General features: G+C 72.7%; 22 protein-coding genes. 9 read left to right on the plus strand and 13 right to left on the minus strand.

What is annotated here, in order from left to right; all coding sequences use genetic code 11:
- Positions 1 to 149: 149 nt before the first annotated feature.
- Both ACIRJR_RS03030 and ACIRJR_RS03035 read left to right on the plus strand, forming a co-directional pair.
- Positions 150 to 1,121 (plus strand): ATP-binding cassette domain-containing protein, encoded by a 972-nt coding sequence (locus tag ACIRJR_RS03030; protein WP_403772867.1) that lies wholly within the window; start codon positions 150 to 152, stop codon positions 1,119 to 1,121.
- Entirely contained in the window at positions 1,118 to 1,975 is an 858-nt protein-coding gene (locus ACIRJR_RS03035) for an ABC transporter permease (protein ID WP_403772870.1), read from the plus strand. The genes ACIRJR_RS03030 and ACIRJR_RS03035 overlap by 4 nt, the downstream gene beginning before the upstream one ends.
- A gap of 94 nt (positions 1,976 to 2,069) precedes the next feature.
- Here ACIRJR_RS03035 and ACIRJR_RS03040 read toward each other — a convergent pair whose 3' ends face one another.
- The 3 genes from ACIRJR_RS03040 to ACIRJR_RS03050 form a co-directional block, all read right to left on the minus strand.
- Positions 2,070 to 2,492, minus strand: coding sequence for a universal stress protein (locus tag ACIRJR_RS03040; RefSeq protein ID WP_403772872.1), 423 nt, complete (start codon positions 2,490 to 2,492; stop codon positions 2,070 to 2,072).
- A 94-nt stretch (positions 2,493 to 2,586) separates the two neighbouring features.
- Positions 2,587 to 3,246, minus strand: coding sequence for an FMN reductase (locus ACIRJR_RS03045; RefSeq protein WP_403772874.1), 660 nt, complete (start codon positions 3,244 to 3,246; stop codon positions 2,587 to 2,589).
- A 5-nt stretch (positions 3,247 to 3,251) separates the two neighbouring features.
- The gene (locus tag ACIRJR_RS03050) at positions 3,252 to 4,352 is read right to left on the minus strand and encodes an LLM class flavin-dependent oxidoreductase (RefSeq protein WP_403772877.1); all 1,101 of its coding nucleotides are present in this window, start codon (positions 4,350 to 4,352) and stop codon (positions 3,252 to 3,254) included.
- 160 nt (positions 4,353 to 4,512) lie between these two features.
- Between ACIRJR_RS03050 and ACIRJR_RS03055 the strand changes: the two genes are divergently transcribed.
- Complete coding sequence (locus ACIRJR_RS03055; RefSeq protein WP_267074804.1) at positions 4,513 to 4,641, plus strand: DUF6126 family protein; 129 nt, start codon at positions 4,513 to 4,515, stop codon at positions 4,639 to 4,641.
- Positions 4,642 to 4,943: 302 nt separating this feature from the next.
- Positions 4,944 to 6,002: a tryptophan--tRNA ligase gene (trpS, locus tag ACIRJR_RS03060; RefSeq protein WP_403772880.1), complete on the plus strand. Its 1,059-nt coding sequence runs from the start codon at positions 4,944 to 4,946 to the stop codon at positions 6,000 to 6,002.
- A gap of 63 nt (positions 6,003 to 6,065) precedes the next feature.
- Here trpS and ACIRJR_RS03065 read toward each other — a convergent pair whose 3' ends face one another.
- The 4 genes from ACIRJR_RS03065 to ACIRJR_RS03080 form a co-directional block, all read right to left on the minus strand.
- Positions 6,066 to 8,066 carry an NAD-binding protein gene (locus ACIRJR_RS03065; protein WP_403772883.1) on the minus strand — a complete coding sequence of 667 codons (2,001 nt, stop codon included), beginning with the start codon at positions 8,064 to 8,066 and terminating at the stop codon, positions 6,066 to 6,068.
- 88 nt (positions 8,067 to 8,154) lie between these two features.
- Positions 8,155 to 13,071: a DNA repair ATPase gene (locus tag ACIRJR_RS03070; RefSeq protein ID WP_403772886.1), complete on the minus strand. Its 4,917-nt coding sequence runs from the start codon at positions 13,069 to 13,071 to the stop codon at positions 8,155 to 8,157.
- A gap of 63 nt (positions 13,072 to 13,134) precedes the next feature.
- Positions 13,135 to 15,270, minus strand: a complete 2,136-nt coding sequence (locus tag ACIRJR_RS03075; protein ID WP_403772889.1) for a flotillin family protein — start codon at positions 15,268 to 15,270, stop codon at positions 13,135 to 13,137.
- 149 nt (positions 15,271 to 15,419) lie between these two features.
- Complete coding sequence (locus ACIRJR_RS03080; protein WP_403772892.1) at positions 15,420 to 16,058, minus strand: hypothetical protein; 639 nt, start codon at positions 16,056 to 16,058, stop codon at positions 15,420 to 15,422.
- Positions 16,059 to 16,359: 301 nt separating this feature from the next.
- Here ACIRJR_RS03080 and ACIRJR_RS03085 point away from each other — a divergent pair, with 301 nt between their 5' ends.
- Positions 16,360 to 17,424: a PucR family transcriptional regulator gene (locus ACIRJR_RS03085; protein ID WP_403772895.1), complete on the plus strand. Its 1,065-nt coding sequence runs from the start codon at positions 16,360 to 16,362 to the stop codon at positions 17,422 to 17,424.
- Positions 17,425 to 17,492: 68 nt separating this feature from the next.
- Here ACIRJR_RS03085 and ACIRJR_RS03090 read toward each other — a convergent pair whose 3' ends face one another.
- Entirely contained in the window at positions 17,493 to 17,948 is a 456-nt protein-coding gene (locus ACIRJR_RS03090) for a TerB family tellurite resistance protein (RefSeq protein WP_359463362.1), read from the minus strand.
- 124 nt (positions 17,949 to 18,072) lie between these two features.
- Here ACIRJR_RS03090 and ACIRJR_RS03095 point away from each other — a divergent pair, with 124 nt between their 5' ends.
- Together ACIRJR_RS03095 and ACIRJR_RS03100 are read left to right on the plus strand one after the other, a co-directional pair.
- Positions 18,073 to 18,528, plus strand: a complete 456-nt coding sequence (locus ACIRJR_RS03095) for a BlaI/MecI/CopY family transcriptional regulator (RefSeq protein ID WP_403772898.1) — start codon at positions 18,073 to 18,075, stop codon at positions 18,526 to 18,528.
- Positions 18,529 to 18,539: 11 nt separating this feature from the next.
- Complete coding sequence (locus tag ACIRJR_RS03100; RefSeq protein WP_403772901.1) at positions 18,540 to 19,493, plus strand: M56 family metallopeptidase; 954 nt, start codon at positions 18,540 to 18,542, stop codon at positions 19,491 to 19,493.
- Positions 19,494 to 19,512: 19 nt separating this feature from the next.
- Here the strand turns inward: ACIRJR_RS03100 and ACIRJR_RS03105 are convergent, their stop codons facing one another.
- Together ACIRJR_RS03105 and ACIRJR_RS03110 are read right to left on the minus strand one after the other, a co-directional pair.
- Positions 19,513 to 20,844 carry a cation:proton antiporter gene (locus ACIRJR_RS03105; RefSeq protein WP_403772904.1) on the minus strand — a complete coding sequence of 444 codons (1,332 nt, stop codon included), beginning with the start codon at positions 20,842 to 20,844 and terminating at the stop codon, positions 19,513 to 19,515.
- A 2-nt stretch (positions 20,845 to 20,846) separates the two neighbouring features.
- Entirely contained in the window at positions 20,847 to 21,317 is a 471-nt protein-coding gene (locus ACIRJR_RS03110; protein ID WP_104787243.1) for a cation:proton antiporter regulatory subunit, read from the minus strand.
- A gap of 208 nt (positions 21,318 to 21,525) precedes the next feature.
- On the opposite strand from ACIRJR_RS03110, the gene ACIRJR_RS03115 reads away from it, so the two are divergent.
- Positions 21,526 to 22,089, plus strand: a complete 564-nt coding sequence (locus tag ACIRJR_RS03115) for a Uma2 family endonuclease (protein ID WP_403772908.1) — start codon at positions 21,526 to 21,528, stop codon at positions 22,087 to 22,089.
- Positions 22,090 to 22,150: 61 nt separating this feature from the next.
- Here ACIRJR_RS03115 and ACIRJR_RS03120 read toward each other — a convergent pair whose 3' ends face one another.
- Together ACIRJR_RS03120 and ACIRJR_RS03125 are read right to left on the minus strand one after the other, a co-directional pair.
- Complete coding sequence (locus ACIRJR_RS03120; RefSeq protein WP_403772911.1) at positions 22,151 to 22,933, minus strand: phosphodiesterase; 783 nt, start codon at positions 22,931 to 22,933, stop codon at positions 22,151 to 22,153.
- Between the two features lie 376 nt (positions 22,934 to 23,309).
- Entirely contained in the window at positions 23,310 to 23,885 is a 576-nt protein-coding gene (locus tag ACIRJR_RS03125) for a CGNR zinc finger domain-containing protein (protein WP_403772914.1), read from the minus strand.
- 82 nt (positions 23,886 to 23,967) lie between these two features.
- On the opposite strand from ACIRJR_RS03125, the gene ACIRJR_RS03130 reads away from it, so the two are divergent.
- Positions 23,968 to 25,140, plus strand: coding sequence for an epoxide hydrolase family protein (locus ACIRJR_RS03130; RefSeq protein WP_403772917.1), 1,173 nt, complete (start codon positions 23,968 to 23,970; stop codon positions 25,138 to 25,140).
- 55 nt (positions 25,141 to 25,195) lie between these two features.
- Here the strand turns inward: ACIRJR_RS03130 and ACIRJR_RS03135 are convergent, their stop codons facing one another.
- A complete protein-coding gene (locus ACIRJR_RS03135; RefSeq protein WP_403772920.1) occupies positions 25,196 to 25,930 on the minus strand; it encodes a type 1 glutamine amidotransferase in 735 nt (244 codons plus the stop codon).
- Positions 25,931 to 26,093: the final 163 nt, after the last annotated feature.

A 26,093-nucleotide genomic window follows, 5' to 3' on the forward strand; every position in this document is an offset into this window, starting at 1 on the left:
CTCGCCGGAGTGAGGGGAGCGGCCGCCGGATCACGTCCGGTGGCCGCGCCCGCCCGTTCCGCCCGCTTCGCGCGATTCGCCCCGCGGCCGTAGCGCCCCGTGCCATCGTGGCCGTGTCCGACCTCGACACCCCCGGCAGGGAAGGGACCATGAGCGCTGAACTGGCCATCGAGACCACGGGGCTGGTGAAGGTCTTCGGTGACAACCGTGCGGTGGACGGCATCGATCTCGCCGTACCCGTCGGCACCGTCTACGGAGTCCTGGGGCCCAACGGAGCCGGGAAGACGACCGCCGTCAGGATGCTGGCGACCCTGCTGCGGCCGGACGCGGGCTCGGCCCGGGTCTTCGGCCACGACGTCGTGAAGGACGCCGACACGGTCCGCGGCCGCGTCAGTCTCACCGGGCAGTACGCCTCGGTCGACGAGGACCTCACCGGCACGGAGAACCTGGTGCTGCTGGCACGGCTGCTCGGCCACTCCAAGCCCGCCGCGCGGGCCCGGGCGGCGCAGCTGCTCGAGGCCTTCGGGCTGGGAGAGGCGTCGGGCAAGCAGGTGAAGAACTACTCCGGCGGGATGCGGCGCCGCATCGACATCGCCGCCTCCATCCTGAACACGCCGGACCTGCTCTTCCTCGACGAGCCCACGACCGGGCTCGATCCGCGCAGCCGCAACCAGGTGTGGGACATCGTGCGAGCGGTCGTCGCCCAGGGCACGACGGTCATGCTGACCACCCAGTACCTCGACGAGGCCGACCACCTCGCCTCCCGCATCGCCGTGATCGACCACGGCCGGGTGATCGCCGAGGGGACGAAGGGCGAGCTCAAGGCGTCGGTGGGCGCCGGCTCCGTCCATCTGCGCCTGCGCGACCCGGGGCAGCGGCCGGAGGCCGAGCGGGTCCTGGCGCTCGTGCTGGACGCCACCGTGCAGCTGGACCACGACCCGGTGGCCCTGACCGCGAGGGTCGGCGGACACGGCACCGGGAAGGGGGCGGCCGAGCAGGCCTCCCGGGCGCTGGCGGAGCTGGCGCGGTGCGGGATCCACGTGGACAACTTCGCGCTGGGGCAGCCAAGTCTCGACGAGGTCTTCCTCGCCCTCACCGACAAGAAGGGGGTGGCGGCATGAGCGCCGCGCCCACCAGGACCGAAAGCGGTGACGCCGAGCTCGCCGCGCCGGACGCGAAGACACTCGCCTCCCTGCTGGTGGGCCAGGAGCGGCCGCACCGTCCCAGCGCGCTGTCGGCGTCGTTCACCTTCGGGTGGCGGGCCATGCTGAAGATCAAGCACGTACCGGAGCAGCTGTTCGACGTGACGGTCTTCCCGGTCATGATGGTGCTGATGTTCACGTACCTCTTCGGCGGCGCGCTGGCCGGGTCCACCGAGGACTACGTCCAGTTCCTGCTGCCCGGGATCCTGGTCATGAGCGTCGTGATGATCACGATGTACACGGGCGTCGCGGTCAACACCGACATCGCGAAGGGTGTGTTCGACCGCTTCCGTACGCTGCCGATCTGGCGGCCGGCCCCGATGGTCGGCTATCTGCTCGGCGACGTGGTGCGCTACCTCCTGGCCTCGGCCGTGATGCTCGTGGTCGGCATGGTCATCGGATACCGGCCGGACGGCGGGGTGCTCGGGGTGCTGGCCGGTGTCGCGCTCCTGCTGGTGTTCTCGTTCTCCTTCTCCTGGATCTGGACGATGTTCGGGCTGATGCTGCGCTCCGAGAAGTCGGTGATGGGCGTCAGCATGATGGTGATCTTCCCGCTGACGTTCCTGAGCAACGTCTTCGTCGATCCCAGGACGATGCCGGGCTGGCTGCAGGCTTTCGTGAACAACAGTCCGGTCACCCATGTCGCCGCCGCGGTCCGCGAGTTGATGGCCGGCAACTGGCCCGCGACGGACATCGCCTGGTCGCTGGGGTGGTCGGCGCTGTTCGTCGTGGTCTTCGGCGCGGTGACCATGAGGCTCTACAACCGGAAGTGACGCCGCCGGCCCGGCCACGTCGCCGCCCTCCGGCCTCGCGCCCGCCCGGGCTCCCGCGCGCGGGTTCCCGGGCGGAGAAGTCTCCGGCCGGGCGTCAGTCGCGTACGACCGTGACCGGGCAGGTCGCGTGCTGGGCGACGTGGAGGCTGACCGAGCCGAGCAGCGTCGCCCTGAGGCCGCTGCGGCCACGGGCGCCGACGACCAGCAGGTTCGCTCCCCTGGATCGGTCCAGCAGGGACTGGGCGGGGTTGCCGATCACGACGACCTTCGCGACCGCGGCCGCCCCTTCGGTGCCGAGGGCCTCCTCCAGAGCCTCGGTGAGGGCCACGGTCGCCACCGCCTGCGGGTCGAAGTCCTCGGGCATGCCCGGCATCATGGACGCCCAGCTGGTCGAGGGGTACTCCCAGCTGTTGACCGCCTCGACGGTGTCACCGGTCAGCTCGGCCTGGCGTACGGCCCAGCGCAGCGCCTTGACCGAGGGGTCCGATCCGTCGACGCCCACGACGATCCTGCCCATGTCTGCCTCCCAGAGTGTTCGAGCATGTCCGGCATACAGGGGGCAACTCTAGTCAAATCGGGCATCGGGGGCAGGGTGGCCCCCGATGTCGTGGTCAGCCGATCCGCAGTTCCGCCAGCTGCTGCGCGAACGGCACGACCGCGTCCTCGCCGTCGTCGAGCGTGAGGGCCCGCGAGGCGCCCGAGACGGCCCGTCCCGTGACGGCGGAGGCGAGCTCGCCTCCCGCACGCCGGATCCGGGAGGGCAGTCCCTCGGTGTACTCGTCGCCGTGCGAGCCCCAGTCCTCCGACGCCGCGTACACGGCGGTCGGCAGGACGACGGCCCGCAGATAGGCGAAGAGCGGGCGCAGCGCGTGCTCCAGGACCAGCGAGTGCCTGGGCGTCCCGCCCGTCGCCGCGATGACGACGGGCTTGCCGGTCAGCGCCGTGTTGTCGACCAGGTCGAAGAAGGACTTGAACAGGCCGCTGTAGGAGGCGGTGAACACGGGGGTCACGGCGATCAGCCCGTCGGCCCCCGTCACCGCGTCGATCGCCTTCTTCAGGGCGGCCGGCGGGAAGCCGGTGACCAGGTGGTTGGCGATGTCGACGGCCAGATCGCGCAGCTCGACGACCTCGACCTCGACTCGGCGGTCCTGGTCGGCCGCCAGGCGCTCGCGGGCCGCCTCGGCGAGCCGGTCGGCCAGCAGCCGGGTGGAGGAGGGGCTGCTGAGCCCGGCGGCGACGGCGACGATCTTCAGGGGGGCGGTGACGGGCACGGTGCTCAGAGCTCCTTCGGGTCGGCGGTGGCGGCGGCGCGGGCGGCGGCGACCGCGGGGTGGACGGGGGCGTCCGGCACGCCGGCCGGGCGCAGCCGGGCGAACTCCTTGCGCAGGACGGGCACGACCTCCTCGCCGAGGATGTCGAGCTGCTCCAGGACCGTCTTGAGCGGCAGGCCGGCGTGGTCCATCAGGAACAGCTGGCGCTGGTAGTCGCCGACCTCCTCGCGGAAGGACAGGGTCCGGTCGATGACCTCCTGCGGGGAGCCGACGGTCAGCGGGGTCTGCTGGGTGAAGTCCTCCAGGGAGGGGCCGTGCCCGTAGACCGGTGCGTTGTCGAAGTACGGACGGAACTCCCTGACCGCGTCCTGCGAGTTCTTCCGCATGAACACCTGGCCGCCGAGGCCCACGACGGCCTGCTCGGCGGTGCCGTGTCCGTAGTGGGCGTAGCGGCGCCGGTAGAGGTCGACCATCTTCTTCGTGTGCTCCATGGGCCAGAAGATGTTGTTGTGGAAGAAGCCGTCGCCGTAGTAGGCAGCCTGCTCGGCGATCTCCGGGGAGCGGATGGAGCCGTGCCAGACGAACGGCGGGACGCCGTCCAGCGGGCGCGGGGTCGCGGTGAAGGACTGCAGCGGGGTGCGGAACTTCCCCTCCCAGTCGACGACGTCCTCACGCCACAGCTTGTGCAGCAGCGCGTAGTTCTCGATCGCGAGCGGGATGCCCTGGCGGATGTCCTTGCCGAACCAGGGGTAGACCGGGCCGGTGTTGCCGCGGCCCATCATCAGGTCGACGCGGCCGTCGGCCAGGTGCTGGAGCGTGGCGTAGTCCTCGGCGATCTTCACCGGGTCGTTGGTGGTGATCAGCGTGGTGGAGGTGGAGAGGATCAGCTTCTCGGTGCGGGCGGCGATGTAGCCGAGCGTGGTCGTCGGGGAGGACGGGACGAACGGCGGGTTGTGGTGCTCGCCGGTCGCGAAGACGTCCAGGCCCACTTCCTCGGCCTTGAGCGCGATCGCGAGGGTCGCCTTGATCCGCTCGTTCTCGCTCGGTGTCGTACCGGTCGTGGGGTCGGTGGTGACGTCCCCGACGGTGAAGATCCCGAACTGCATGGCGCCCGCCTCCAAAGTTTTGGTTGAATGTTGAACTATGTGAACACACCCTACAACGGAGCACCCCCCTTCCCTATTCCGCCCGCTCCGGAAGGCCGCCCGGCAGGGCTGCGTACCCTGAGGAGGGCCGTCCGATCCGGCCGTGACGAGGGAGCGGCGGATGAGTGAGAGCGAACGGTGGAAGGAGCGCGGCGTCCTGCTGCGCGTCTTCGTCTACGTCTTCGCGACGCACCTCTTCGCCGGCTTCGTCATGCTCCTGTTCTACGTGGGCGGCCACGCCGACCGGTAGCGCATGCGTGACCGGTGGTTGCCCGTGAGCGCACCGCTCCGGTGCACCGGGCCGAGCGGTCGCACCCGGCCCACGTGAGCGCACCGGGCCGCGCTGTCGTGCCCGGCCCTCGGGGACCGGTGCGCGCTAGACTCGCCCCATGACCTCCGTACCGTGCCGTAACTGGTGGCGCTCCTCCTAGGAGCGGCCACCCCCACCTGCGCGGAACCAGGGCCGTTCGATCTTCGGACGGCCCTTCCTGTTGCCCCGGTGCCCCACGGCGGGCCGTCCTCCACGCGTACACCACCAGCGAGGAGAGCCCCGTGACCATGACCACCGACCTGCCCGCCACCCCCGCCGCGCGTCGCAGCGCCGAGCTGGAGCGACAGCTCACCGAGGACCCGGGCCGCTTCCGCGTCCTCACCGGGGACCGGCCCACCGGGGCCCTGCACCTCGGGCACTACTTCGGCACCCTCCACAACCGGGTGCGGCTCCAGGACCTCGGAGTGGAGGTCTTCGTGCTGGTCGCCGACTACCAGGTCCTCACCGACCGGGACGTCGCCGAGCGGCTCACCACGCACGTGGAGGGGCTGCTCCTGGACTATCTCGCCATCGGGATCGACCCCGCCCGCACGACGGTCTTCAACCACAGCGCGGTGCCCGCACTCAACCAGCTCCTCCTGCCGTTCCTGTCGCTCGTCTCCGTCGCGGAACTCGGCCGGAACCCCACCGTGAAGGACGAGATCGCCCACTCCCGGCAGTCCGCCGTCAGCGGCCTCATGTACACCTATCCGGTGCACCAGGCCGCCGACATCCTGTTCTGCAAGGGCAACCTCGTGCCCGTGGGCCAGGACCAGCTGCCGCACCTGGAGATCACCCGCACGATCGCCCGCCGCTTCAACGAGCGGTACGCGGACGTCTTCCCCGAGCCCGACGCGCTGCTCTCCGCCGCACCCCTGCTGCTCGGCACCGACGCGGCCAAGATGAGCAAGAGCCGGAACAACGCCGTCGCCCTGGGCGCGGACGCCGATGAGACCGCCCGGCTGATCAAGGGCGCGACCACCGACGCCGACCGGCACATCACCTACGACCCCGAGCTGCGGCCCGCGGTCTCCAGCCTGGTCCTGCTGGCCGCGCTCTGCCTCGACCGTGACCCGCACGAGGTCGCCGAGGAGATCGGGAACGGCGGCGCGGCCGGTCTCAAGCGGACGGTGACGGAGGCGGTCAACGCGCGCATGGCCCCGATCCGGGCCCGGCGCGCGGAGTACGCCCAGGACATGGGGTACGTACGGGACGTGCTGCGCGCCGGGAACGAGCGGGCGAACGCCGTGGCCGAGGAGACCCTCCAGGAGGTGCGGGAGGCGATGGGGATGTTCCGCTAGCGGGGTCCACCCGAGGGCGGAGCGGCTCAGGGCTCCGGCCCGCGGGCGGAGCGGCTCGGCGGCTCAGCGGGAAGCCACCGGCCGCTGCCCGCGCAGCAGTTCGGCCAGACCCCGCCGGGTCGCGGCTATGACCACGCGGTCCTCCCGCCGCAGCACATAGCCCGGGTGCAGGTCCCACACCAGGCCCGAGTGCCGGTCCGGCGTCCCGGCCGAGGTGGGGTCGAGCGGGTCGTACGGCGGTACGGCGGCGAGGTCCGGGAGGCGGTCGGCCGGCGGGGTGGCGTCCAGGGCCAGGACCCGCCAGGCGCCGGCCCGGAACGCCTGCTCGACCGTCCGGCCCTCCAGCTGGGGCTGGCCCGCCACCACCAGGGCCGCGAACAGCATCACCTTGCGCTCGACCGGGATCGCCCCCAGGATCTGCCGCCCCATCATCGCGCCGGCGAAGGCGGGGGCGGCCAGGTGGGACACGGACCGGGAGCGCGTCACGGCCCCCGGGTGCGCGGTGCGCAGGGTGCGGTAGACGGCCGTGGCGAACTCGTCGTCGTACAGGCGCAGCGCCACGTGCAGGTCGGACACGACGGAGCGCGCGTACAGCGTCGCCTCGAGGTTCGTGGTGTCGACGCTCGTCAGGGCCAGGAGCGACCGGGCGCGGTGGATCTTGGCCGCCTCCAGGACGCCCTCCTGGGTGGCGTCGCCGATGACGGTGGGGACGCGCAGGCTGCGGGCCAGGGGGATGCCGCGCGCCTCGGGGTCCTCCTCGACGACCACGACGGGGATGTCCATCTCGCGCAGCCTCACCAGCACCCTGGTGCCGATCTTGCCGAGGCCGAGCAGCACCACATGGCCGGACAGGCCGCGCGGCGGGCGGCGCAGGGAGGACGCGGTGCGCAGCGAGCCGAACGCCTCCAGGACGGCTGCCACCAGCAGCGGCAGGAGGAGGAGCCCCGCCGTCCCGGACAGGAGCTGGATGATCTGCCGGGACGCGGGATCGCCCTCGACCGCGGGGTCGCCCATCGCGAGCAGGTCGAGCAGGGTGAGGTAGGTGGCGTGGAGCGGACTGTCACCGGTGGTGACGACCGAGGCGATGGCCAGCCCCACGACGGCGGCGAGGACGCCCGCCGCCGACCAGCGCAGTCTGCGCGAGAAGATGTGGCCCAGCGGTGCGCCCCGGCCGCCCATGCGCGTGGGGTCCCGGTCCGCCCCCGCCTTGCTGACGGTCTCCAGGACGATCGTGCCCCGGCCGGTGGCGGCCTCCACCGTCGCCCGGTCGGGCAGCAGCTGGGGCCCCTCGGCGCCGCTGCTGTCGGAACCCTCGGCGCCGGCCGGGTCGTGGGAGGTGGAGGAGAGCAGGGCCAGGGTGCACAGCCCGGGGTCGGCGAGCTCGCCCGGCCGGGGCGGTGTGCGCTCGGCCGCCCGCAGGAGGAGGCCCTCCGCCTGGATGACCTTGCTGCTCCCGGTCACGGCGGTGGCCGCCAGGGCGGGCGCGGCGGTGTCGGCGTCGGACAGGACGGTGGTCGACGCGTCCAGCGCCGCATGGTCGAGGCCGGGCACGGCCAGGGCCGCGGCCTGGTCGAGCAGGGTCTCCAGGTGCTGGCCGAGCTTGCGGTTGTAGAGCCGGATGACGAGCCGCAGACGGGGGTTGAGCCGCCGGGCCGTCAGGGCGGCCCGGATGTTGCGCTCGTCGTCGTCGTAGACGAGGGCGAGCGCCGCCGCCCGGTCGACGCCCGCCTCCTCCAGCGCGTCGTCGGACGGCTCGTGCGCCTCCATGATGCGGACGGACTCCACCCCGGCGTTCGTGTCGCCCTCGCCCGGCGTGCCGTTGCGGTTCATCGCGGCGGACATCCGCCCGAACAGGGCGGCGGCACGCGCCCGTTGGGTGAGGGGCAGTTCGGGGCGCGCGGTCTCCCGGCCGGGAGGGATCACCAGGGTGACCCGCTCGCCGTACACGTAGCGGAGCTCCACGGCCAGCCGCCGGGCGAGCGCGTCGTCGCCACAGACCACCATGTGGCCTGCTCCCGAGGGGCGTTGGGGCTGCTGAGGAAGTGGGGGCACGAAACCCAGCATGCCTGGTGCTCCTTCCGTGCGGATCTTCCGGGGGCGTCAGGTTTCCCTGGGCCGTGGGGCGGGCGCGGCGGGCAGGCGGCCGGCCGCGTCAGCTCTCCCTGGGCCGTGGGGCGGGCGCGGCGAGCAGGCGGCGCGGGTCGGCCGCGCGCTCGATGGCCGTCTCGACGGCGGCGATCCGGTCGGCCAGCAGCCCCAGCGCCCCGACCGCGCGGGTGGCGGGATCGCCGTCCGGGCCGCCGAGCGCCTGCGTGCGCACGTACGAGGAGGTGACCGCCGTCCAGCGGTCGGCCTGTTCCGGGGTGAGGGTGCCCCGCAGGGCGGCCAGCTTCAGCAGGTTCGACTCGGCGCCGGTGGTGAGCGTCTGGGCCTCGGCCGCGTAGTGGTCGGTCAGGACGGAGGAGAGCTCGGCGTCGTTCATCACCGGCACGATCCGTTCCGCGATCTTGTTCATGTCGCGGTACGAGCCCTGGAGGCGGAAGGGCGGTTCGGTGCGTGTGGCGTCCGTCTGCGCGGCGGAGGCGATGTACGCCGCGTTCACCGCGAGGACGGTGTCCCGGGCGGTGAGCAGATGACGCAGGACGGAGACGATCCGGTCCCGTTCCGCCGGAGAGTACGGGTGTTCGAGCTGGTCCGCGCGGGCCGAGGGGTCCGTGCCGGAGGCGAGGCGCACGAGCAGGTCGAGGTCGCTCCGGGACCGGCCGGCGAGCGGCGCCAGCACCGGGCTGGCGGTCAGGGCGTTCTCGACGAAGCTCAGCGCGAAGACCTCGTCCCGCCCGCTCAGGACCTCGCCCAGATTCCGGACGTCGGCCCGGTTGGCGAGCATGTCCGGGATGCGGAAGCGGGCGCCGGACTCGGTGTACGGGTTGCCCGCCATGACCACGGCGAACCGCTTCCCCCGCAGGTCGTGGCTGCGCGGCTGTCCGTCCCGCACCCCCTCGACACGGCGGGTGGCGTCGCAGAGCGGGATGAACTTCTGCAGCAGCTCGGGCGAGGTGTGCTGGATGTCGTCCAGGTAGAGCAGCGTGTTGTTGGCCGACTCGAACGCGAAGTTGATCTTCTCGATCTCCCGGCGGGCCGTCGCACCGGGCGCCAGGGCCGGGTCGAGCGAGGTCACGTCGTGACCGAGGTTCGGGCCGCTCACCTTGACCAGGACCATCCCGAGCCGCTCCGCGACGTACTCCATGAGCGTCGTCTTCCCGTAGCCCGGCGGCGACACGAGCAGCAGCAGGCCCTGCGAGTCGGTGCGCCGGCCGGCGTCGGCGGTGCCCAGCTGCTTGGCCAGGCTGTCGCCGATGAGCGGGAGGTACACCTCGTCCAGCAGCCGGCTGCGGACGAACGAGGGCATGGCGCGAGGCCGGTGGTCGTCCAGCCGCAGCCGGGAACGCTCGGCCTCGACCAGGCGGGTGCGCAGCCGCTGGTACGCGCGGAAGCCGGGCACGGCGTGGGCACGGAACTCGGCTGTACGGGACAGGATTTCGTCGAGCCGGACCGTGAGCCGCCCGTGCGCCACGCGCGGGTGGTCACCGAGGAGTCCCTCCACCGTCGCGGTCAGCGGGGCGTCGCAGTCGTAGCGCTCCAGCTGCGGGCACAGCTCCACGGCGACCGCCTCCGCGAGGTCTCCGTCCTCCGGTCGCGAGCCGCTCGCGGCGGCGTACGAGGTGAGCCAGCCCTCCACCAGCCGGCGTCGGGCCGGGAGGTCGCCGGAGAGGGCGGCGAGGTCGTCGTCGTACGCCGATGTGCCCACCGCACGGCGGAATTTGTCGAGGAGCGTACGGACGGCGGCGCTCGTGACGAACCCGGCGGGGCCGCCGGCCAGTTCCTCGAAGAGGTATTCGGCGACGGTGTTCTCAGCCCCCATCGCCGCCGCCCACTCCTCCTGGAGCACGGCGATGGCGGGAGCGGGCCCGAAGGCGTCGCGGGCCCGTGCCAGCGAGCCGGCCTGACGCGTCCAGGAGGCCCGCAGGGCCTCGTCGGCCCCGTGCTCCCAGAAGAGCTGGGCCGCCGCCCGCACCGAGGAGGGGAAGCGGAGGAGGCCCGCACCGGCGCGCAGCCGCAGCAGGACGGTCAGGACGGCGAGGGCGTCCTCGTCGTGGACGCCCCGCTGGTGGCCCTCGTCGTACGCCGCCGCCGCGGCCTCCCGCACCAGCGCCGCGAGGTCCGCACCGGCCAGCGCGTCCGCGCCGTGCTCGGCCAGCAGCCGGGCGGCCAGGTGCTCCGCGCGGTAGACGTCCGGGGACTCCGACGGGAGGGTCCGGCCCCAGTGGGCACGGGCCGCCTCGAACTCCGGGTCGGTGACCGGCGCGCGGTAGTCGGTGCCGGTGAGCGCGAAGGCGATGCCGTCCCCGGACGGGACCAGCGTCAGGTCGAAGGGCTTGGTGTTCACCGCGAAGCGGTGCCGGCCGAGCCGGATCACGGCGCCGCCGTCCGTGTACAGCTCGCTCCGGTCGCGCAGGGCGCGGCCCGCCTCCTGCCGGGCCGCCTCGATCCGGCCGTCGAGCTCCTCGGCGCGGACCGGGTCGCCGAGGGCGCGGAGCTCGTCGGCGGTGCGGCGGACCTTGGCGACCATGGGGTCGGAGGCGAAGTAGGTGTGGACGGCGTCCAGGTCCTCCAGACCGGCCAGCCGCCGGGAGACCGTCTCCAGGACGCGGCCCGCGGACCCCGCGAGCCGCTCCGCGCGCCGGGCCCGGGTGTCCTCCAGGGTCTGCTTCCGGCCCGAGAACGCCTCGTACACCTCCGTGCGGCGCTCGTCGAGCCGGGCGAGGAAGTCGTCGGACTCCGCGAACCGGGACTCCAGGTTCTCCAGCTGGAGCAGCACCCGGGCCAGCTGCTCGTCGCAGGCCTCGGGTGAACCGGCCGAGGCCAGGGCCCCTGTGACGGCCTGCCCGAGGAGCGCGAACTCGGCGGCGAACTCGGCCCGGCCCTCACGGGCCACCAGCTCCCTGCGCCGGGCGTCGAGGGTCGCGCGGGCGCGGTTGGCACCGCCCATGACCTCGGCGATCCGCTCCAGGACCGACGTACGGACCGTGGCGTCGCCCATGTCCAGCCCGGCGACGACGTCCGTGACGGTCGCGAGGCCGTCCGTGATCTCCGTCAGCCGGTCCCCGGCCGCGGAGGTGTCGGCTGCGGTCTCCAGGCCCGCCGCGTCCGCGGTGACGCGGGCGAGGTCCTCGTGGTACCCGGCGAACGCGTCCGCACCGGAGAGGAAGGCCACCGCCCGCTGTGCGGCCGACTCCAGGTCGCGTGCGGTCTCCTCCGTCAGCGCGGCGATGCGGCCGGTGTCGGCGTACCGCATCCCGGCGAGCGTCGCCAGGTGGCCGTGTGCCCGCCGCAGTTCGGTGAGGCGGCCGACCCAGGCGGCGGCCGAACGAGGGGCCTCGCCCCGGATGCGGCGTACCAGCGTGGTGAGGTCCGAGGCCGCCTCGTCCAGCGCACGGGAGGCCTGCCCGGTCAGCTCCCGCACCGTGTCGAACTCGTCGAGGATCTGGCGGGCGGTGGCCCGCAGCTCCTCCAGGGGCTCGGCGAGAGAACCGAGTTCGGGATCGGTGAGCCAGTGGTGGCGGTCGCCCGCCCGGACGCAGTCGTCGACGAGTCTGCTGTAGACGGCGCCGGTCGGCGTCATCTCCCGGACGCCGTGGGCCAGCGCGAGGCAGTCCGAGATCCCGCGCACCAGGTCGGCGTTGCCGGTCCGGGCGAGCGGGCCCGTCCCGGCGGGGCGGGAGGCGGCATGCGTGTCGGAGACGTACGGGGTCTGCCAGCGCTGGAGCGGGTGGACCCGCCCCGGGCCGTCGGCGCCGCCCTTCAGGAGGACCAGTGTCCCGTCGTCCAGCAGGGCGTGGCCCCGGCCGAGCAGCGGGGCCGCGACCTCCTGGCGGATCACGTTGTACGGCAGGAGCAGGGCGCGGCCGCCGTCCCGGGACCGGAAGGAGTAGAGGACGTCCTCCCCGTCGGGTGAGGGGACCGTGCCCTCGAAGACGGGGTCGGCGATCTCCCCGGCGGTGTCGAAGGTCCTGGCGGTGCCGGTGGTGAGGTAGTAGCCGCCGGGGAAGATGATCCCCTGGTCCTCGGGGAGGCGGTGGCAGGACGGGCCGATCGCGTCGAGGCGCCGCACCTCGGACAGCAGTGTGTTGAAGACCAGGTGGCGCCAGGTGTCCTCCTTGTACGGGCGGACCCGCAGAAGGATCAGCGGTCCGGCCACGGCGTACTCGACGGCGGCGTCCGCCAGCGACTGGAGCGGCTCGTCGACCGGCTCCTCGTAGATCCCGTCGGGCGACTCGGTGTCGTCGGCGGTCTTGACGGTGAGGGTGCCGCCGAGGGTGTCCACGAAGACCGTGTCCAGGACGGCGATGTGGGGGTGCCTGCCGGGTACGTGGGCGTCCCGCCCGGCAGGGGTCCAGTCGAAGTCGTGGGAGGGCGGGAAGACGTGGTCCCGGTCGCCCCGGGCGTCCAGGAAGCCGGCGGGCGCCCCGTCCGGGCCCAGCGCCCAGCGCAGGACACGGATGTCCTCGGCGGTCTCCCCGGTGCGGAACACGGCCAGCAGGCGCCCGTTGACCCGGCGCAGGCGGAGCAGGCGGGCGTCGCGGTAGTACCGGTGCAGGGAGGCGAACTCCCGTACGAACGCCTCGTCGTCCAGGAGCCCCTTGCCGTCCGGGAGCCCTTTGCCGTCCGCCTTGCCGTCCGGGAGCCCGTCGTCCGCCTTCTCCAGGCCGGGCTCGCGCAGCGTGAGCACCTCGCCCACCCCGGCGTCCCCGCGCGCACCCGGCCCCCGCTCGAACCCGAACAGCAGGCGCCCGCCCACGGCGACGAGATCGCGGGCCACCGAGGCGTCCTCGGTGCGCACCTGCTCGGTGGCGAGCAGGCGCAGCCCGGCGGAACCGAACTCCTCGGTCCGCCGGGCGTCGAGTGCCTCGGCCCGCCGGACGAGCTCGCCGGCCTGGTCCCGGAGCCGTCGCCGGAGCACCTCGTAGGCGTCGGCGTCGGCTTCGGTGAGGGTGAGGTCGCGGTCCATGCGTGAGGCTCCCTACGAGATGACGTCCAACCGGTCCGGCCGCCTGCGGGCCGGGGCACCTGCCTACGGGGCGACGACCGTTCCGTTCCGCGGGGCGGCGCCGTTCGCCGAGGACGCCGCCGTCCCCGCTCCGGTGCCCGACAGGGAGGACACGGTCATCCCCGACAGCCCCAGTTCGTCCGCCGCGTCGAGCAGCTGCTTCAGCTGACCCGAGGCCGCACCGGGCGACCGCATCAGCCGGGTCAGCAGCGCCGACACCGTCAGGTTCTGCACGTCCCCGGTGGAGAAGGACCCCAGCACCCGGGTCAGGTCCTCCGTGAACGAGGACGTGCCGTCCAGCCACGGTCCCGCCAGCGCCTGCGCGGTCTTCGAGTTCGAGACGAACCCGTCCACGCTCCGGCCGAAGGAGATGGACGACACGAGACGGTCGAAGAAGACGGAGTCGCCTCCCACGATGTCGATGTCCGCGTGCTCCAGCCCCGTCGCCAGGACCGTCGCCTGGGCCTCGGCCACCTGCCGCTGGACGTCGAACTCCGCGAGCCGGATCTCCTTCTCCGCGTCCAGCCGCAGCCGGTACTCCTCGTGCCCGCGCGAGGCCTCGTCGAGCGCCGCCATCGCCGCGGCCTTCAGGGTCAGCCCCTCCGCCTCGGCCTTCAGCTTCTCGCCGATCATCGCCGCGTCCGCCGCGGCCTGGGCCTGCGTGCCCTCGGCCTCCGCCAGGGCCTTGAGGCGCGCGCCCTCGGCCTCCGCCCTGAGCCGGGCCTCCGTCGCCTGCGCCTCCGCTCGGCCCGCCTTCTCCGTGACCTCGGCCTCGGCGTCCCTGACCTGGACGTCTGCGAGTCCCGCCGCGGCGCTCTCCGCCTGGATTCCTTCCGCCAGCCGCAGCTTCGCCTGCGCGTCGAGGTCGGCGGTCTTCAGCCGGGCGTCCGCGAGGGTCAGCTGCTCGGCGGCCAGGTGCACGGCCGCCGCCTCGGCGGCCTCGGCCGCCTTGATGTCCTTGACCAGCTTCTCCTGCGCCTCCGCCTCCGCCGCGATGATGACCGACCTGCGGGTGCGCTCCGACTCCTCGACGGACCGCAGGGTCAGGATCGACTCCTCCTGCTCGGCGACCGTACGGTCCACGGCGATCCGCTCCCGGATGACGTCCGCGACCTCACGGCGTTCGGCCTCGACCTCCTTCGTCGCGGCGATCCGGTTCAGCTCGGTCTCGCGCTCGCGCCCGATGACCTCCAGCATCCGGTCCTTCTCGATGCGCTCGTTCTCCACCGCGATGACCCGCTCACGGTTCTTCTGCGCGACGGCGATCTCACGGGCCTGGTTCTCCCGCTGGATGCCGAGCTGTTCCTCGGTGCGGATGAAGGCGCCCTGGGAACCGAGCCGCTCCTCCTCCTGCACCCGGGCGGTCGCCGCCTCCTCCCGGGCCCGCAGCGTCTCGACCTCGCGGCGCTGCTTGATCTCGGCCTCGGACTGCCGGCGCTCCAGCTCCAGGATGGTCTCCCGGGCGTCGACGTCCTGCCGGGTGATCTCCTTCTGCTCGGTGCGCTGGAACTCGTTGGTCCGCACGTGCTCGATCGACGTCAGCTCGGTGATCTTCCGGATGCCCTGCGCGTCCAGGATGTTGGCGCCGTCGAGCTGCGCCATCGGCGTCTGCTCCAGGAAGTCGATCGCGGCGTCGTCGAGGTGATAGCCGTTCAGGTCGGTCCCGATGACCCGGATGATCCGGTCCCGGAACTCCTCGCGCTTGGTGTAGAGGTCGACGAAGTCGAGCTGCTTGCCCACGGTCTTGAGGGCCTCGGAGAACTTCGCGGCGAAGAAGTCCTGGATGGCGGCCTTGTCGCTGGCGCGCTCCGTGCCGATGGCCTGCGCGACCTTGATGACGTCCTCGACGGTCTTGTTGACCCGGACGAAGAACGTGATGTGGATGTCGGCGCGGATGTTGTCCTGGCAGATCAGCCCCTCGCGCCCGGTGCGGCGGATCTCGATGGTCTTCACCGAGATGTCCATGGTCTCGGCCTTGTGCAGCACCGGGAGGACCACGGCGCCGGTGAAGGTGACGTCGACCTTCTTGGTCTTGGAGATGATCAGCGCCTTCCCCTGCTCGACCTTGCGGAAGAGCCGGGTGATGACGAAGACCAGTGCGACGGTGATGAGCAGGACAACGGCGACGAGCACGCCGATGCCCCAGGAGATGGCATCCATGTCAGTCCTTGACGGCTGGTGGGGACGTACGGGTGCGTACGCTGACGTACGGGTACGCACTGGTACGTACGAAGTGGAGGGGCCCGCACGACGGCATGCGGAACCACATGCGGAACCAGGGCCCGGAGGCCCGGAGGTGATGTGCGGGGTCAGCCCGCGGCGCGTGGCAGCGGGCGTGGGGCGAGCGCCGCGTCGTACGGCGAGACCCAGAAGAACTCGCCGTCGGCGTCGTACGCGTAGAGGAGCCCCGTGCTGCCGGAGGTGAACACCTCACCTGGTCCGGAGGGCCGCGACGGCTGCCGCACCTGCACGATGGCGGTCGATCCGTCCGCCGCCGCGACCTCGGCCTGGCCGAAGTCGGTGCTGACGGACCCCGTGCGGATCGTGCAGACCTGGCCCACGAAGTCCTCCCTGGACGGTGGAGGTTCCGCGGGGAAGAACCGGCGGAATCGGCGTACGAGCATGCGGACCACCCCCCAGGCGATCAGAAGCGCACCCGCCAGGACGGCCAGGTGGAGAGCGGCCCGGACGGTACCGGTGGCTCCGCTGCGGAGTACCAGGACCGAGCCGGTCAGGGCGGCGAACCAGGCGATGACGACGAACAGCGACACCGACACGGACACGGGCACCCCGCCGAAGCCGACGGCGTCGCTGTCGAGGTCGGTGTCGAAGGAGTCCGGTCCGGCGGCTCCGGCCAGCACCAGCAGCCAGAAGCAGACGACGACCACCAGGGCCGCGCAGAGGACTACGGCCGGGAAGGCGACTGCTGCGGAAAGGAATTCGGTCATCCGGCCCACCCCCCTGTGACGCGGCACGCTGTACGGTCCGGGAGGCAGGGCGGCGGCGGGCGGCGGGGCACCGGCGCTGCGACACCGCGAACGGTCCCGCAGCAGCCGGTTCCTTCCCCCGTGATTCCCCGTGATCCCCCGTGATCCCCCCGTGTGTTGCTGGACCGATGGTGACAGCCGGAGCCTCCGCGGCGCACTGCCGGAGTCCGGCAGGCTTCGCGGATACCGGCTGCCGGGCACCGGCAGCCGCCGGTGCGCGTTGGGGAGATGACGGAGCTGTCGAGACACGGAGGAGTGAAGCGTGGAGCCCGAGATCCCCGAGAGGTTCCTGGAGGGCTACGCCCGCATCCTGGCCGAGGTCGCGGAGACCGGCCGGCGGCTCACCCGGGACGAGCTGGAGGCGCGGCGCACGCGCGGACGTGAGGCCGCGGAGGCCGGGCACCAGCTGCGTGCCCTGGTGCGCAGCCATCTCTCGGAGACCCGCACCGCCTGGCCGCGCCTGTCGACGGGCGCCGTCACCGCGGATGCCGTGCTGGGCGCCGTGGAGCAGGCCGTCGACGCCTTCGCGGAGGGCTACGAGCGGGCCCAGCGCCTCACCGTGCGGCGGGAGGAGGCGGCGCGGCGGGAGTTCATCGACGACCTGCTGTACGGGCGCAGTGACCTGGGCAGGCTCGCGGAGCGTGCCACCCGGTTCGGGCTGCGGCTGTCCCGGGCGCATGCCGTCGCCGTCGCGGCGGGCCCCGAGGCGTACACCGAGTCGGACTCGGTGCCCCGCAGCGTGGAGTCGGCGCTGCTCGCCCGCTTCGACGGCCGGAAGATCCTGCTGACGACGAAGGACGGGCGTCTGGTGTGCATAGCCCCCGGCAGCCAGCCGGACGTCCTGCGGTACTTCGCCAAGCAGGCCCATGCCGCGACGGACGGAGGCGTGGTGGCGGTCGGCCGGCCGCACCGCGGTCCCGGCGGGGTGGTCCACTCGTACGACGAGGCGCTGGACGCGATCGATCTGGCGCGGCGGATGGGGCTCGACGATCCGGTGCTGTACGCCGCGGACCTGCTGGTCTATCCGGTGCTGACCAGGGACCGGCAGGCGATGGCCGATCTGGTGCGCAGTGAGCTGGGGCCGCTCAAGCAGGCCCGGGGCGGGGCGGAGCCCCTGCTGCGGACGCTGTCGGTCTACTTCGAAGCGGGCTGCGTGGCCGCCGAGACGGCCCGTCGGCTGTCCCTGAGCGTCCGCGCGCTGACGTACCGGCTGGAGCGGATACACCAGCTGACCGGCTCCGACCCCGCCGACCCCTCGCACCGCTACACGCTGCAGACCGCGGTGATCGGCGCCCGGCTGCTGGACTGGCCCGCGGCGGAGCTCTGACGGCCGGTGAGCGCCGTCCGCGAGGCGCACGGGCCGAGGGCTCCGGTCCGTACGCCTCCGCGGGTGCCCTACAGGTCGAACTCGTGCGGGGGCAGGTCGAGCGTGAAGCACGCCTCCCGCACGACGGCCTGCTCCGACTTGTCGAAGTCGCCGTCGGCGCCGCCGATGACGATCCCGATCTGGATGACCGCGCGCGCCTCGGCGGGCTTCTTCTTCGCCTTGGCGATCTCCTGGAGCACGCTGACCTTGCCGAAGGCGAAGTCCGCCGTCAGCTTGTCCACGTAGGCGTTGAACCGGCGCTGCAGGTCGTCCGCCGGGAAGTTCTGCAGGACGTCGTTGGTGGCGATCAGTGAGGCGACGCGCTGCCGCTCCGACGGGTCGATGGAACCGTCGGCCGCGGAGACCAAGGCGCACATGGCCATGCTCGCGTCCCGGAACGCCCCGCTCTTCAGGTCGTTCTTCTTCGCCTCCAGCTGCGTCTGCATCGTCGACGCGGATTCCTTGATCCGATCCCAAAGGGCCATGACGTCTCCATACGTTGCGTTGCCTGTGGTGCGGGAACCACCTGAACTCTACAGCTGTGTAGAAGAACGAGGGGTGGACGCGGGAGGACGGGCCGTTCAACGGCCACTCAGTAGGATGCGGCGGATGAACAGGCCCAGAGCTACGGACGACGGCGGCGACCCGGACGGCCCACGTCTGCCCCGGCGCGGACAGGGACAGCTGGAGTCCCAGGTCCTGACCGTGCTCCGCTCCGCGGGCGGCCCCGCCACGGCCGGCTGGGTGCAGGAGCACCTCGACGGGGACCTCGCCTACACCACCGTCATCACGATCCTCTCCCGCCTCTACGCGAAGAACGCCGTGACCCGCACCCGCCAGGGCCGCTCCTACGTCTGGACCCCCGCGTCCGACGAGGCCGGCCTCGCCGCGCTGCGGATGCGCCGTGTCCTGGACGGCGAGCGCGACAGGGGGGCCGTCCTCGCGCGCTTCGTCTCCGCGCTCTCCCCGGGCGACGAGGCCCGGCTCCGGGCGCTGCTCTCCCGCGCGGCCGAGGATGCCGAGGACTCCGGCCCCCACGACGACTCCGCGGCTCCGGAAGGCTGAGAGCCACCACGATGGGCGTCTTCGTCTACCTGCCACTCGTCCTGCCGCTGACCGCACTGCCCATGGCACGCCTCGCCGAGCAGCATCTGCACCCCAGGAGCGCCACCCGGCTGCTGGCCGTCGTGGGCTCGGTACTGGCCCTGTGCAGCACCCTGTGCCTGGCACTGCTCATGGTGGTGGGCACGGCCCAGCTCCCCGGGAACCCGCTGCCCGACGGCTGGTCGGACCCCGAGGTGCGGGCCGCGGTGCCCTACGAGGAGAAGGCGGGCCTGATCGCGATCGGCGTCCTGGGCGCGGTGCTGGCGGCCTGCGGCTCCACGCTGCTGCGGCACACCAGGACCCGGGCCCGCGCCGCCCGCGCCCTCCCGCCGTCCTGCGGCCCCGGTGCCCGCGGGGACCTCGCGGTGGTCCCGTCCCCCGACCCCTACGCGTACGCCCTCCCGGGGCGGCGCGGGCGGGACGGCAGGGTCGTCGTCTCCACCGCGATGATGGAGTGCCTGGGCGCCCGCGAGCGGCGGGCGCTCGTCGCCCATGAACGCGCGCACCTGGCAGGCCGCCATCACCGCTACCTGCTGGTGACGCAACTGGCGGCACGCGCCAACCCGTTCCTCCTGCCGCTGCGCACGGCGGTGGCGTACAGCACCGAACGCTGGGCGGACGAGGAGGCGGCGAGCGTGGTCGGCAGCCGCCGGGCCGTGGCCACGGCGGTCGGCAGGGCGGCGCTGTTCTCGCACCGCCCGCCGGAGGCCGCCACGCTCCCCGCCTTCGCGGCGGCCGGCCCCGTCCCGCGCAGGGTCGCGGCCCTGCTCGACCCGGAGCCCTCGGCCGGGCTCTGGCCCCCGGCCGACCCGTATCTGGCCCTGGCGGCGGTGACCGCGACGGTGGGGACGGCGGCTTCGGCGCTGTCGTCGCTCAACGCGACGGTGACGCTCGTCTCCATCCTCCACGCGGCCACCCCGCTCTGAGCGGCTGCCCCCGGTCGCCTCAGTCGGAGTCGCGCCCGGCGTGCTCCGGCGTGAGGTCGTCGTGCGAGGGCATCGGCGCCCGCTCCTGCCGGTCGACAGGTGCCTGCGCCTGCCGGTCGACAGGTGCCTGCGCGTGCAGGTCGGCAGGTGCCTGCGCCTGCCGGTCGCCTGCGGGGACGGGCTGCTTCCGCCGCCCGGCCAGCGCGGCCTGGAGCTTCGAGGCGACCGGTTCCGTCCACCGGGCAGTGAGCGGTCCGGCGATCACCAGGATCAGCACGTACGCGGTCGCGATGGGCCCGATCCGCGGTTCCGTCGCCACGGCCAGACCGGCGATGACGATCGAGAACTCCCCGCGCGCGACCAGCGTCCCGCCCGCGCGCCACCGGCCCCGCGGACCGATCCCGGCCCGCCGGGCGGCGTACCAGCCGGTGCCGATCTTCGTGAAGACCGTGACGATCGCCAGGGCGGCCGCCGGGAGCAGCACGGGCGGGATCTCCGCCGGGTCGGTGGACAGCCCGAAGAACACGAAGAAGACGGCCGCGAAGAGGTCCCGCAGCGGCGTCAGCAGCTTGCGCGCTCCCTCGGCGACCTCCCCGGAGAGGGCGATGCCCACCAGGAACGCGCCGACGGCGGCGGACACCTGGAGCTGCTGGGCGACCCCGGCCACCAGGACGGTGAGCCCGAGCACGACGAGCAGCAGCATCTCCGGGTTGTCGGAGGACACCGCGCGGCTGATGAGCCGGCCGTGGCGCAGCGCCAGGTACAGCACGAGCCCGACGGTGCCGAGCGCGATCAGCAGCGCGATGCTGCCGCCGGCCAGGCCGACCCCGGCCAGCATCGCGGTGAGGAGCGGCAGGTAGACGGCCATGGAGAGGTCCTCGATGACGAGGACACCGAGGATGACGGGCGTCTCGCGGTTGCCGAGCCGTCCCATGTCGGTCATCACCTTGGCGATCACGCCCGACGACGAGATCCAGGTGACCCCGGCCAGGGCGACGGCCCCCACGGGACCCCACCCGAGCATCAGGCCGGCTGCCGCGCCGGGTGTCGCGTTGAGGACGAAGTCGACGACGCCGGAGGGGTACTGCGTCTTGAGGCTGGTGACGAGCTCCGAGGCGCTGTACTCCAGCCCGAGCAGGAGCAGGAGCAGGATGACGCCGATCTCCGCCCCGATGGCGGTGAACTCCTCGCTGGCACCGAGCGGCAGCAGCCCGCCGTCACCGAAGGCGAGTCCGGCCAGCAGGTAGAGCGGGATGGGCGAGAGGCCTATCCGCCCGGCGAACCTTCCGATGATGCCGAGTCCCAGGATGACGGAGCCGAGCTCCACCAGGAGTGCGGTCGTGTCGTGCATGGTCAGCCCTCCGCGATGATCTCGGAGAGCGTGTCGACGCCCTCACGGGTTCCGACGACGACGAGTGTGTCCCCGATGGCCAGCCGGAAGTCCGGCCCCGGCGACGGGTGCGCGCTGTGCGTCCGCAGCACGGCCACGATCGAGGCCCCGGTGCGTGTCCGCGCCCGGGTGTCCCCGAGCAGCCGCCCGCCGTACGGGGAACGGGTCCCGAGCGGGATGTGCTCGGTGACCAGGTCGATGCCGTCGGTCCGTACGGCGTCGATCGGCGCCGCGTCGATGAGGTGCGCGAGCCCGGTGGCCTCGGTGGTCGTCAGCGGCACGGAGAGCACGCACGAATCTGGGTCGTCCTTCTCGTAGAACCCCAGGAACCGCCGCCCGTCATGGTGCACCACCACGGAGATGTGCTGCCCCGACTCGGTGGTGTAGTCGTACTGGACGCCGACTCCTGGCAGCGACGTGCGGTGGGTTCCCATGGCTTCCTCCCGAGGAGCGCGCGGCGGCGGAGCGGCGCTTTTGATCATCTTTTTAGCTGCTCATTACCCTAACCGGAGGCCGCGTCCGGCCGTCGGACAGCGCGGAGACGACCGGGTGGTCAAGCGCCGCCGACGGCGTCAGGGGTGCCGTCGGACGGGCATGATGCTGGGTGACCACAGTCGTGGACACGGACGGGAGCGGAGCCTCATGACGAGCGCGCCTGACTACAGCCAGGGTGTCGATGCCGAGCGCGCCCTCAAGTTCGCCGTACAGCATGTGCGGGGCGACCGCGTCCAGATCATCGAGGGGATCATCGAACCGGTGTCACCGACCTGGGACCACGAGCGTGCCGCCAGGCTTGTCCGCCGCCAGATCGAGGGCCGGGTGGACGAGCTGGGTTGTGTCGAGGGCTCGGGGAACCTCGACCTGCCGGGCTCGTCCAACTGGTACGTCCCCGACATCGCCGTCGTACCAGAGGAACTGGCGAAGGGCGGAGGTGCGCTGCTGCCGGACCAGACGCTTCTGGTCGTGGAGGTCACGTCCGAGTCGAACGCGGAGACCGACCGGGTGGTCAAGCGCCGCCGGTACGCGGAGTACGGGGCGCCCCTGTATCTCCTCGTCGACCGGATGGAGGGCAGCGTGACGCTGTTCTCCGAGCCGGGCCGGCTGGGTTACACCCGCGTCGACGGGCCGCACCCCTTCGGGGCGGTGCTGCGCCTGCCGGCCCCCTTCGACGTGGACGTCGACACGAGCGGCCTGCCCTCCGCCTGACCTGCCCTCCTCCGGCGGTGCCCGGGCCGCCGGTGCGGCCGTGACCTGAGGCACGGGCCGGTCAGAAGGCGGCGACCGTCGCCGCGGCGTGACCGACCGGGACGGTGTGGGTGACCCAGGCGGTGCCGACGGCGAGGTGCAACTGGAAGGCGGCCGGTTCGGGAAGGTAGCCGGGTACGACGTCCCTCAGGGCCAGCCCGCTCTGGAGGTGGGTGCTCGGTGCTGTGACCAGGGTGCTGCCGGCGAAGGCCGCGGTGACGGGGCGGTGCACATGGCCGGCCAGGACCCGTGCGACATTGCCGTGCCGGTCGAGCACCGCGGCCAGCTCCTCGCCGTCGTCCAGTCGCATCCCGTCCAGGAAGGGGATGCCGACCGCGATCGGCGGGTGGTGCAGACAGACGACCGCGGGGACGTCCGGCCTGCGGCCGAGGGCCTTGTCCAGCCACTCCAACTGCGCGGCGCCGAGGTGGCCGCCCGGCGAGCCCGGCACGGCCGAGTCGAGGACCACGAGGCTGAACGCCGGGTGGTCCACCGCGTAGTGCGTGTCCGTCCCCTCACCCATGAAGGGCGTACCGCCGAACTCGGCCAGCAGCGAACCGTGGTCGTCGTGGTTGCCGGCCACCAGGTGCAGCGGCAGCGGGAAGCGCCCGATCACCTCGCGCAGTGCCCGGTACTCCTCGGGCCTGCCCCGGTCGACCAGGTCGCCGGTGATCACCACGCAGTCGGGCCGGGGGTCGAGCGTGAGCACCCGGCCGAGCGCCCGGTGCAGCCCCTCCGCGGGAGCCCCGCCGAGCGGGCCGGTCGTGAGGTGCGGGTCACTGAGGTGCGCGATGGAGGCGGTCATCCCCGAACGATCCAGGGCCTGTTCGGCCACGACAACCGATCCAGCTCTGGGCGAAACCAGAGGCGGGGGCGGGGCGGCGCCCGGCCGAGGGCTCCCGCCCCCCTTGCGCCCCACCCCGGCGCGGCGGTGCTGAGTGCCTCCAGCAGGGGCCTCGCCCAGCACCTTGACGTCGAAGCCCGCCCCCGATGCGGGACCTGCGCCCGGCATGGCTGCCACGGTTCGTACGTCAGCGGAGACCTGGGCCGGGACTGCCCTCGCCTGGGGCGGTGCGGTTCACGGGCTCGGACGGAGGCTGCACGGCGAGTGTGCCGCTTCCCCCCGACGGGGCAGACGGTGCGCAGGCGTGGGGCCCAGTTCTATGTGCCGAAGGCGGAGGTCACTCCGCTGATCCGGGTTCCGCGCGCCGGCCGGCATTGAAGCGCGCCTTCTTCTGGCGGTTCCCGCAGGTGTTCATCTCGCACCATCGGCGGGTGCGGCTCCGGCTGGTGTCGAAGAAGGCGGCCCGGCAGGTCGGTGATGCGCACAGGGCCAGTCTTCCGTCGCGTTCGCCCGCGATGACGCTGATCGCGTCGGCGGCGATCACACCGAGGGCGTCCTCCACGCAGGAGGCCGAGCTCAGCCGCCATCGCCGCTCACCCTCGGGTGTCAGTATCGCCGCGGCCCGGCCCTGAGCGCTGCGGTCGTTGATGACGTTGACCGCGGACGCGGGGAGGGCTTCCTGGACCGCGGCAGCCGTCGCGGCCGCGTGGATCGACTCCCTCAGCTCCCGGGCCAGTTCGAGCTGGGCAGGGGTGCAGGAGTCCACGGCGAGGCCGCTCGCTGCCAGCCAGTCGACGAGCCGACGCGGTGTGGGAATGCGCTCCACGGCGGTGCCACGACGCTCCGACAAGGTCCCCGTGAAGCTGGTCGCCAGCACGCTGCCGAGGCGGAAATCAGGGAATCCAGCAGGCATGGAACCACCATAGCCGGTTGCCGGGGGGCTATGGCGACTGCTAGAACCGTCTTTGCCGGTTCATCGATGCCCAGGAGGTCTCATGTCCAGCCCGAGCAGTGACGTACACGTATGCGAGACCCGCGCGACCGACGCAGAACTCGGCGATCTGTGGGCGCGGCTGGCCGCCGCGCGGCTGCCGGAGGCCGAGACGGTCCATCCGGCCGCGCCCGGCCCTCGCCGATGGGAGCAGGGCGTTCCTCTCGCCGACCTCGTCGACCTCGTGGACTACTGGCGCGACGGGTACGACTGGCGGTCGTTCGAAGCGCGTCTTGACCGGATCGGCCAGTTCCGCACGACCGTCGACGGCCTGGGGATCCACTTCCTGCACCGCAGGTCTCCACGTGCGGACGCCACCCCGCTGATCGTGACGCATGGCTGGCCGGGCAGCATCGCCGAGTTCGTCGACGTGGTGGACGAGTTGGCGGACCCGAGGGACGCGGACGCGCCGGCGTTCCACGTCGTGGTCCCCTCGCTGCCGGGCTTCGGCTACAGCGACAAGCCGGCCACCACCGGGTGGGGAACCGAGAAGATCGCGGCCGCATGGGTGGAGCTGATGGGGAGGCTCGGATACGGCACGTTCGTGGCCCACGGCGGAGACTGGGGCGGCAATATCACCACGGTCCTCGGCGGCAGGTTCCCGGAGCACGTTCTTGGCATCCACACGACGTTCGCGGAAGCGCCGCCCGGGTTGACGGCGGACGGTCTGACAGCGGTCGAGCGGGAGTGGACCGAGGAGACCCGCGATTTCTGGCGCCACCGCGCGGCGTACGCGAAGCAGCAGGCGACCCGGCCGCAGACCATCGGCTACGCGCTCGTCGACTCACCGGTCGGGCTGCTGGCCTGGATCCTCGACAAGTTCGCCGAGTGGTCGGACACCGAGGACAGCCCGTTCGAGACGATCTCCAGGGACCGGGTCCTCGACGACGTCACCCTGTACTGGCTGACGCGGACCGGCGCGTCGGCCGCCCGCATCTACTACGAGAGCCACAACTCGCTCGATCCCGGACTCCGGGTCGACGTTCCGTCGGCAGTCACCATGTATCCCCGCGACGTCGAGAAGTGTCCGCGCCCCTGGGCGCAGGAGCGGTACCGGCGGATCGTCCGATGGGCGTCGCCCGAAGCCGGGGGACATTTCCCGTCGTTGGAGGTTCCGGATTACTTCGTCAAGGATCTGCGGGAAGGCCTCGCGGCCGTGCTGGCCGCCCACCGGTGACCGCAGCCGGGTGTGCCGGCGACGGTGGGCCGCGTCTGCCGGGCACGCCCGGGGGCTACGGCTTCCGAGGGTGCGTTGCCGAGGTCACCACGCCTGCGAAGCGGTGGGCGACGGTGCGCCAGGTGTCGACGGTGGCCGGCTCGTCCCGCAGGGCCTGGGCGTGCAGCGCCTCCGGGGCGGCAGCGCCGTGCCGGTGCAGCCGGTCGCGGTTCCAGCCGAGGATGCGCTCGGCCGTCGTCTCCGGGTGGAACTGCACGCCCCAGGCGGCGGAGCCGATACGGAAGCCCTGGTAGGGGCAGTCCTCGCTGCTGACCAGCCAGTGGGCGCCGGAGGGAAGCGCGGTGACGGCGTCGACGTGGTTCTCGATGGCCCGGGGGCGCACGGGCAGCCCCCCGAACAGCGGGTCCGCCGCCGCCTCGGGGCGCAGGCTGAGGAGGGTGCTGCCGAATTCGGGCCTCCCGTGGTTCCCGCGCACTTCGCCTCCGGCGACCTGGGCGAGCATCTGGCCGCCGAGGCAGATGCCGAACATCGGTGTCTCCTCGGCGAGGGCCTGGCGTACGAGCTCCCGAGTCGCGGGCAGCCAGGGGGCGTTGGCGTCGTCGTCGGGCAGGTGGGCGCCGCCGAGGACGACGAGGGCGGGGTGTTCCAGGCGGTCCGGGACCCGTTCGCCCTCGTACGCGTGGACCACCTGCGGCGTCACGCCCCGCTCGGTCAGCCAGTCCGCCCAGCGGCCGAGCCCGCCTCCGGGCTGGTGCTGGATCACCAGTGCCGCCGCACCGCTGACGCTCATGGGCTGCTCCTGCCGTCGTCCGCCGTCGTCCATGATCGGAATATGCCCCGGTCACCCCCAGGTGTGAACGTCACGCCTGAGGTCGAGCGCGGGGTTTCGGCTGCGGTAGCGTGATCGCGTCATCACGCTGTGTGCGCACGCGCGCACGTGGCGCGGTCCCCGG

The organism is Streptomyces sp. NPDC102402 (genome assembly GCF_044765765.1).
Lineage (GTDB): Bacteria > Actinomycetota > Actinomycetes > Streptomycetales > Streptomycetaceae > Streptomyces.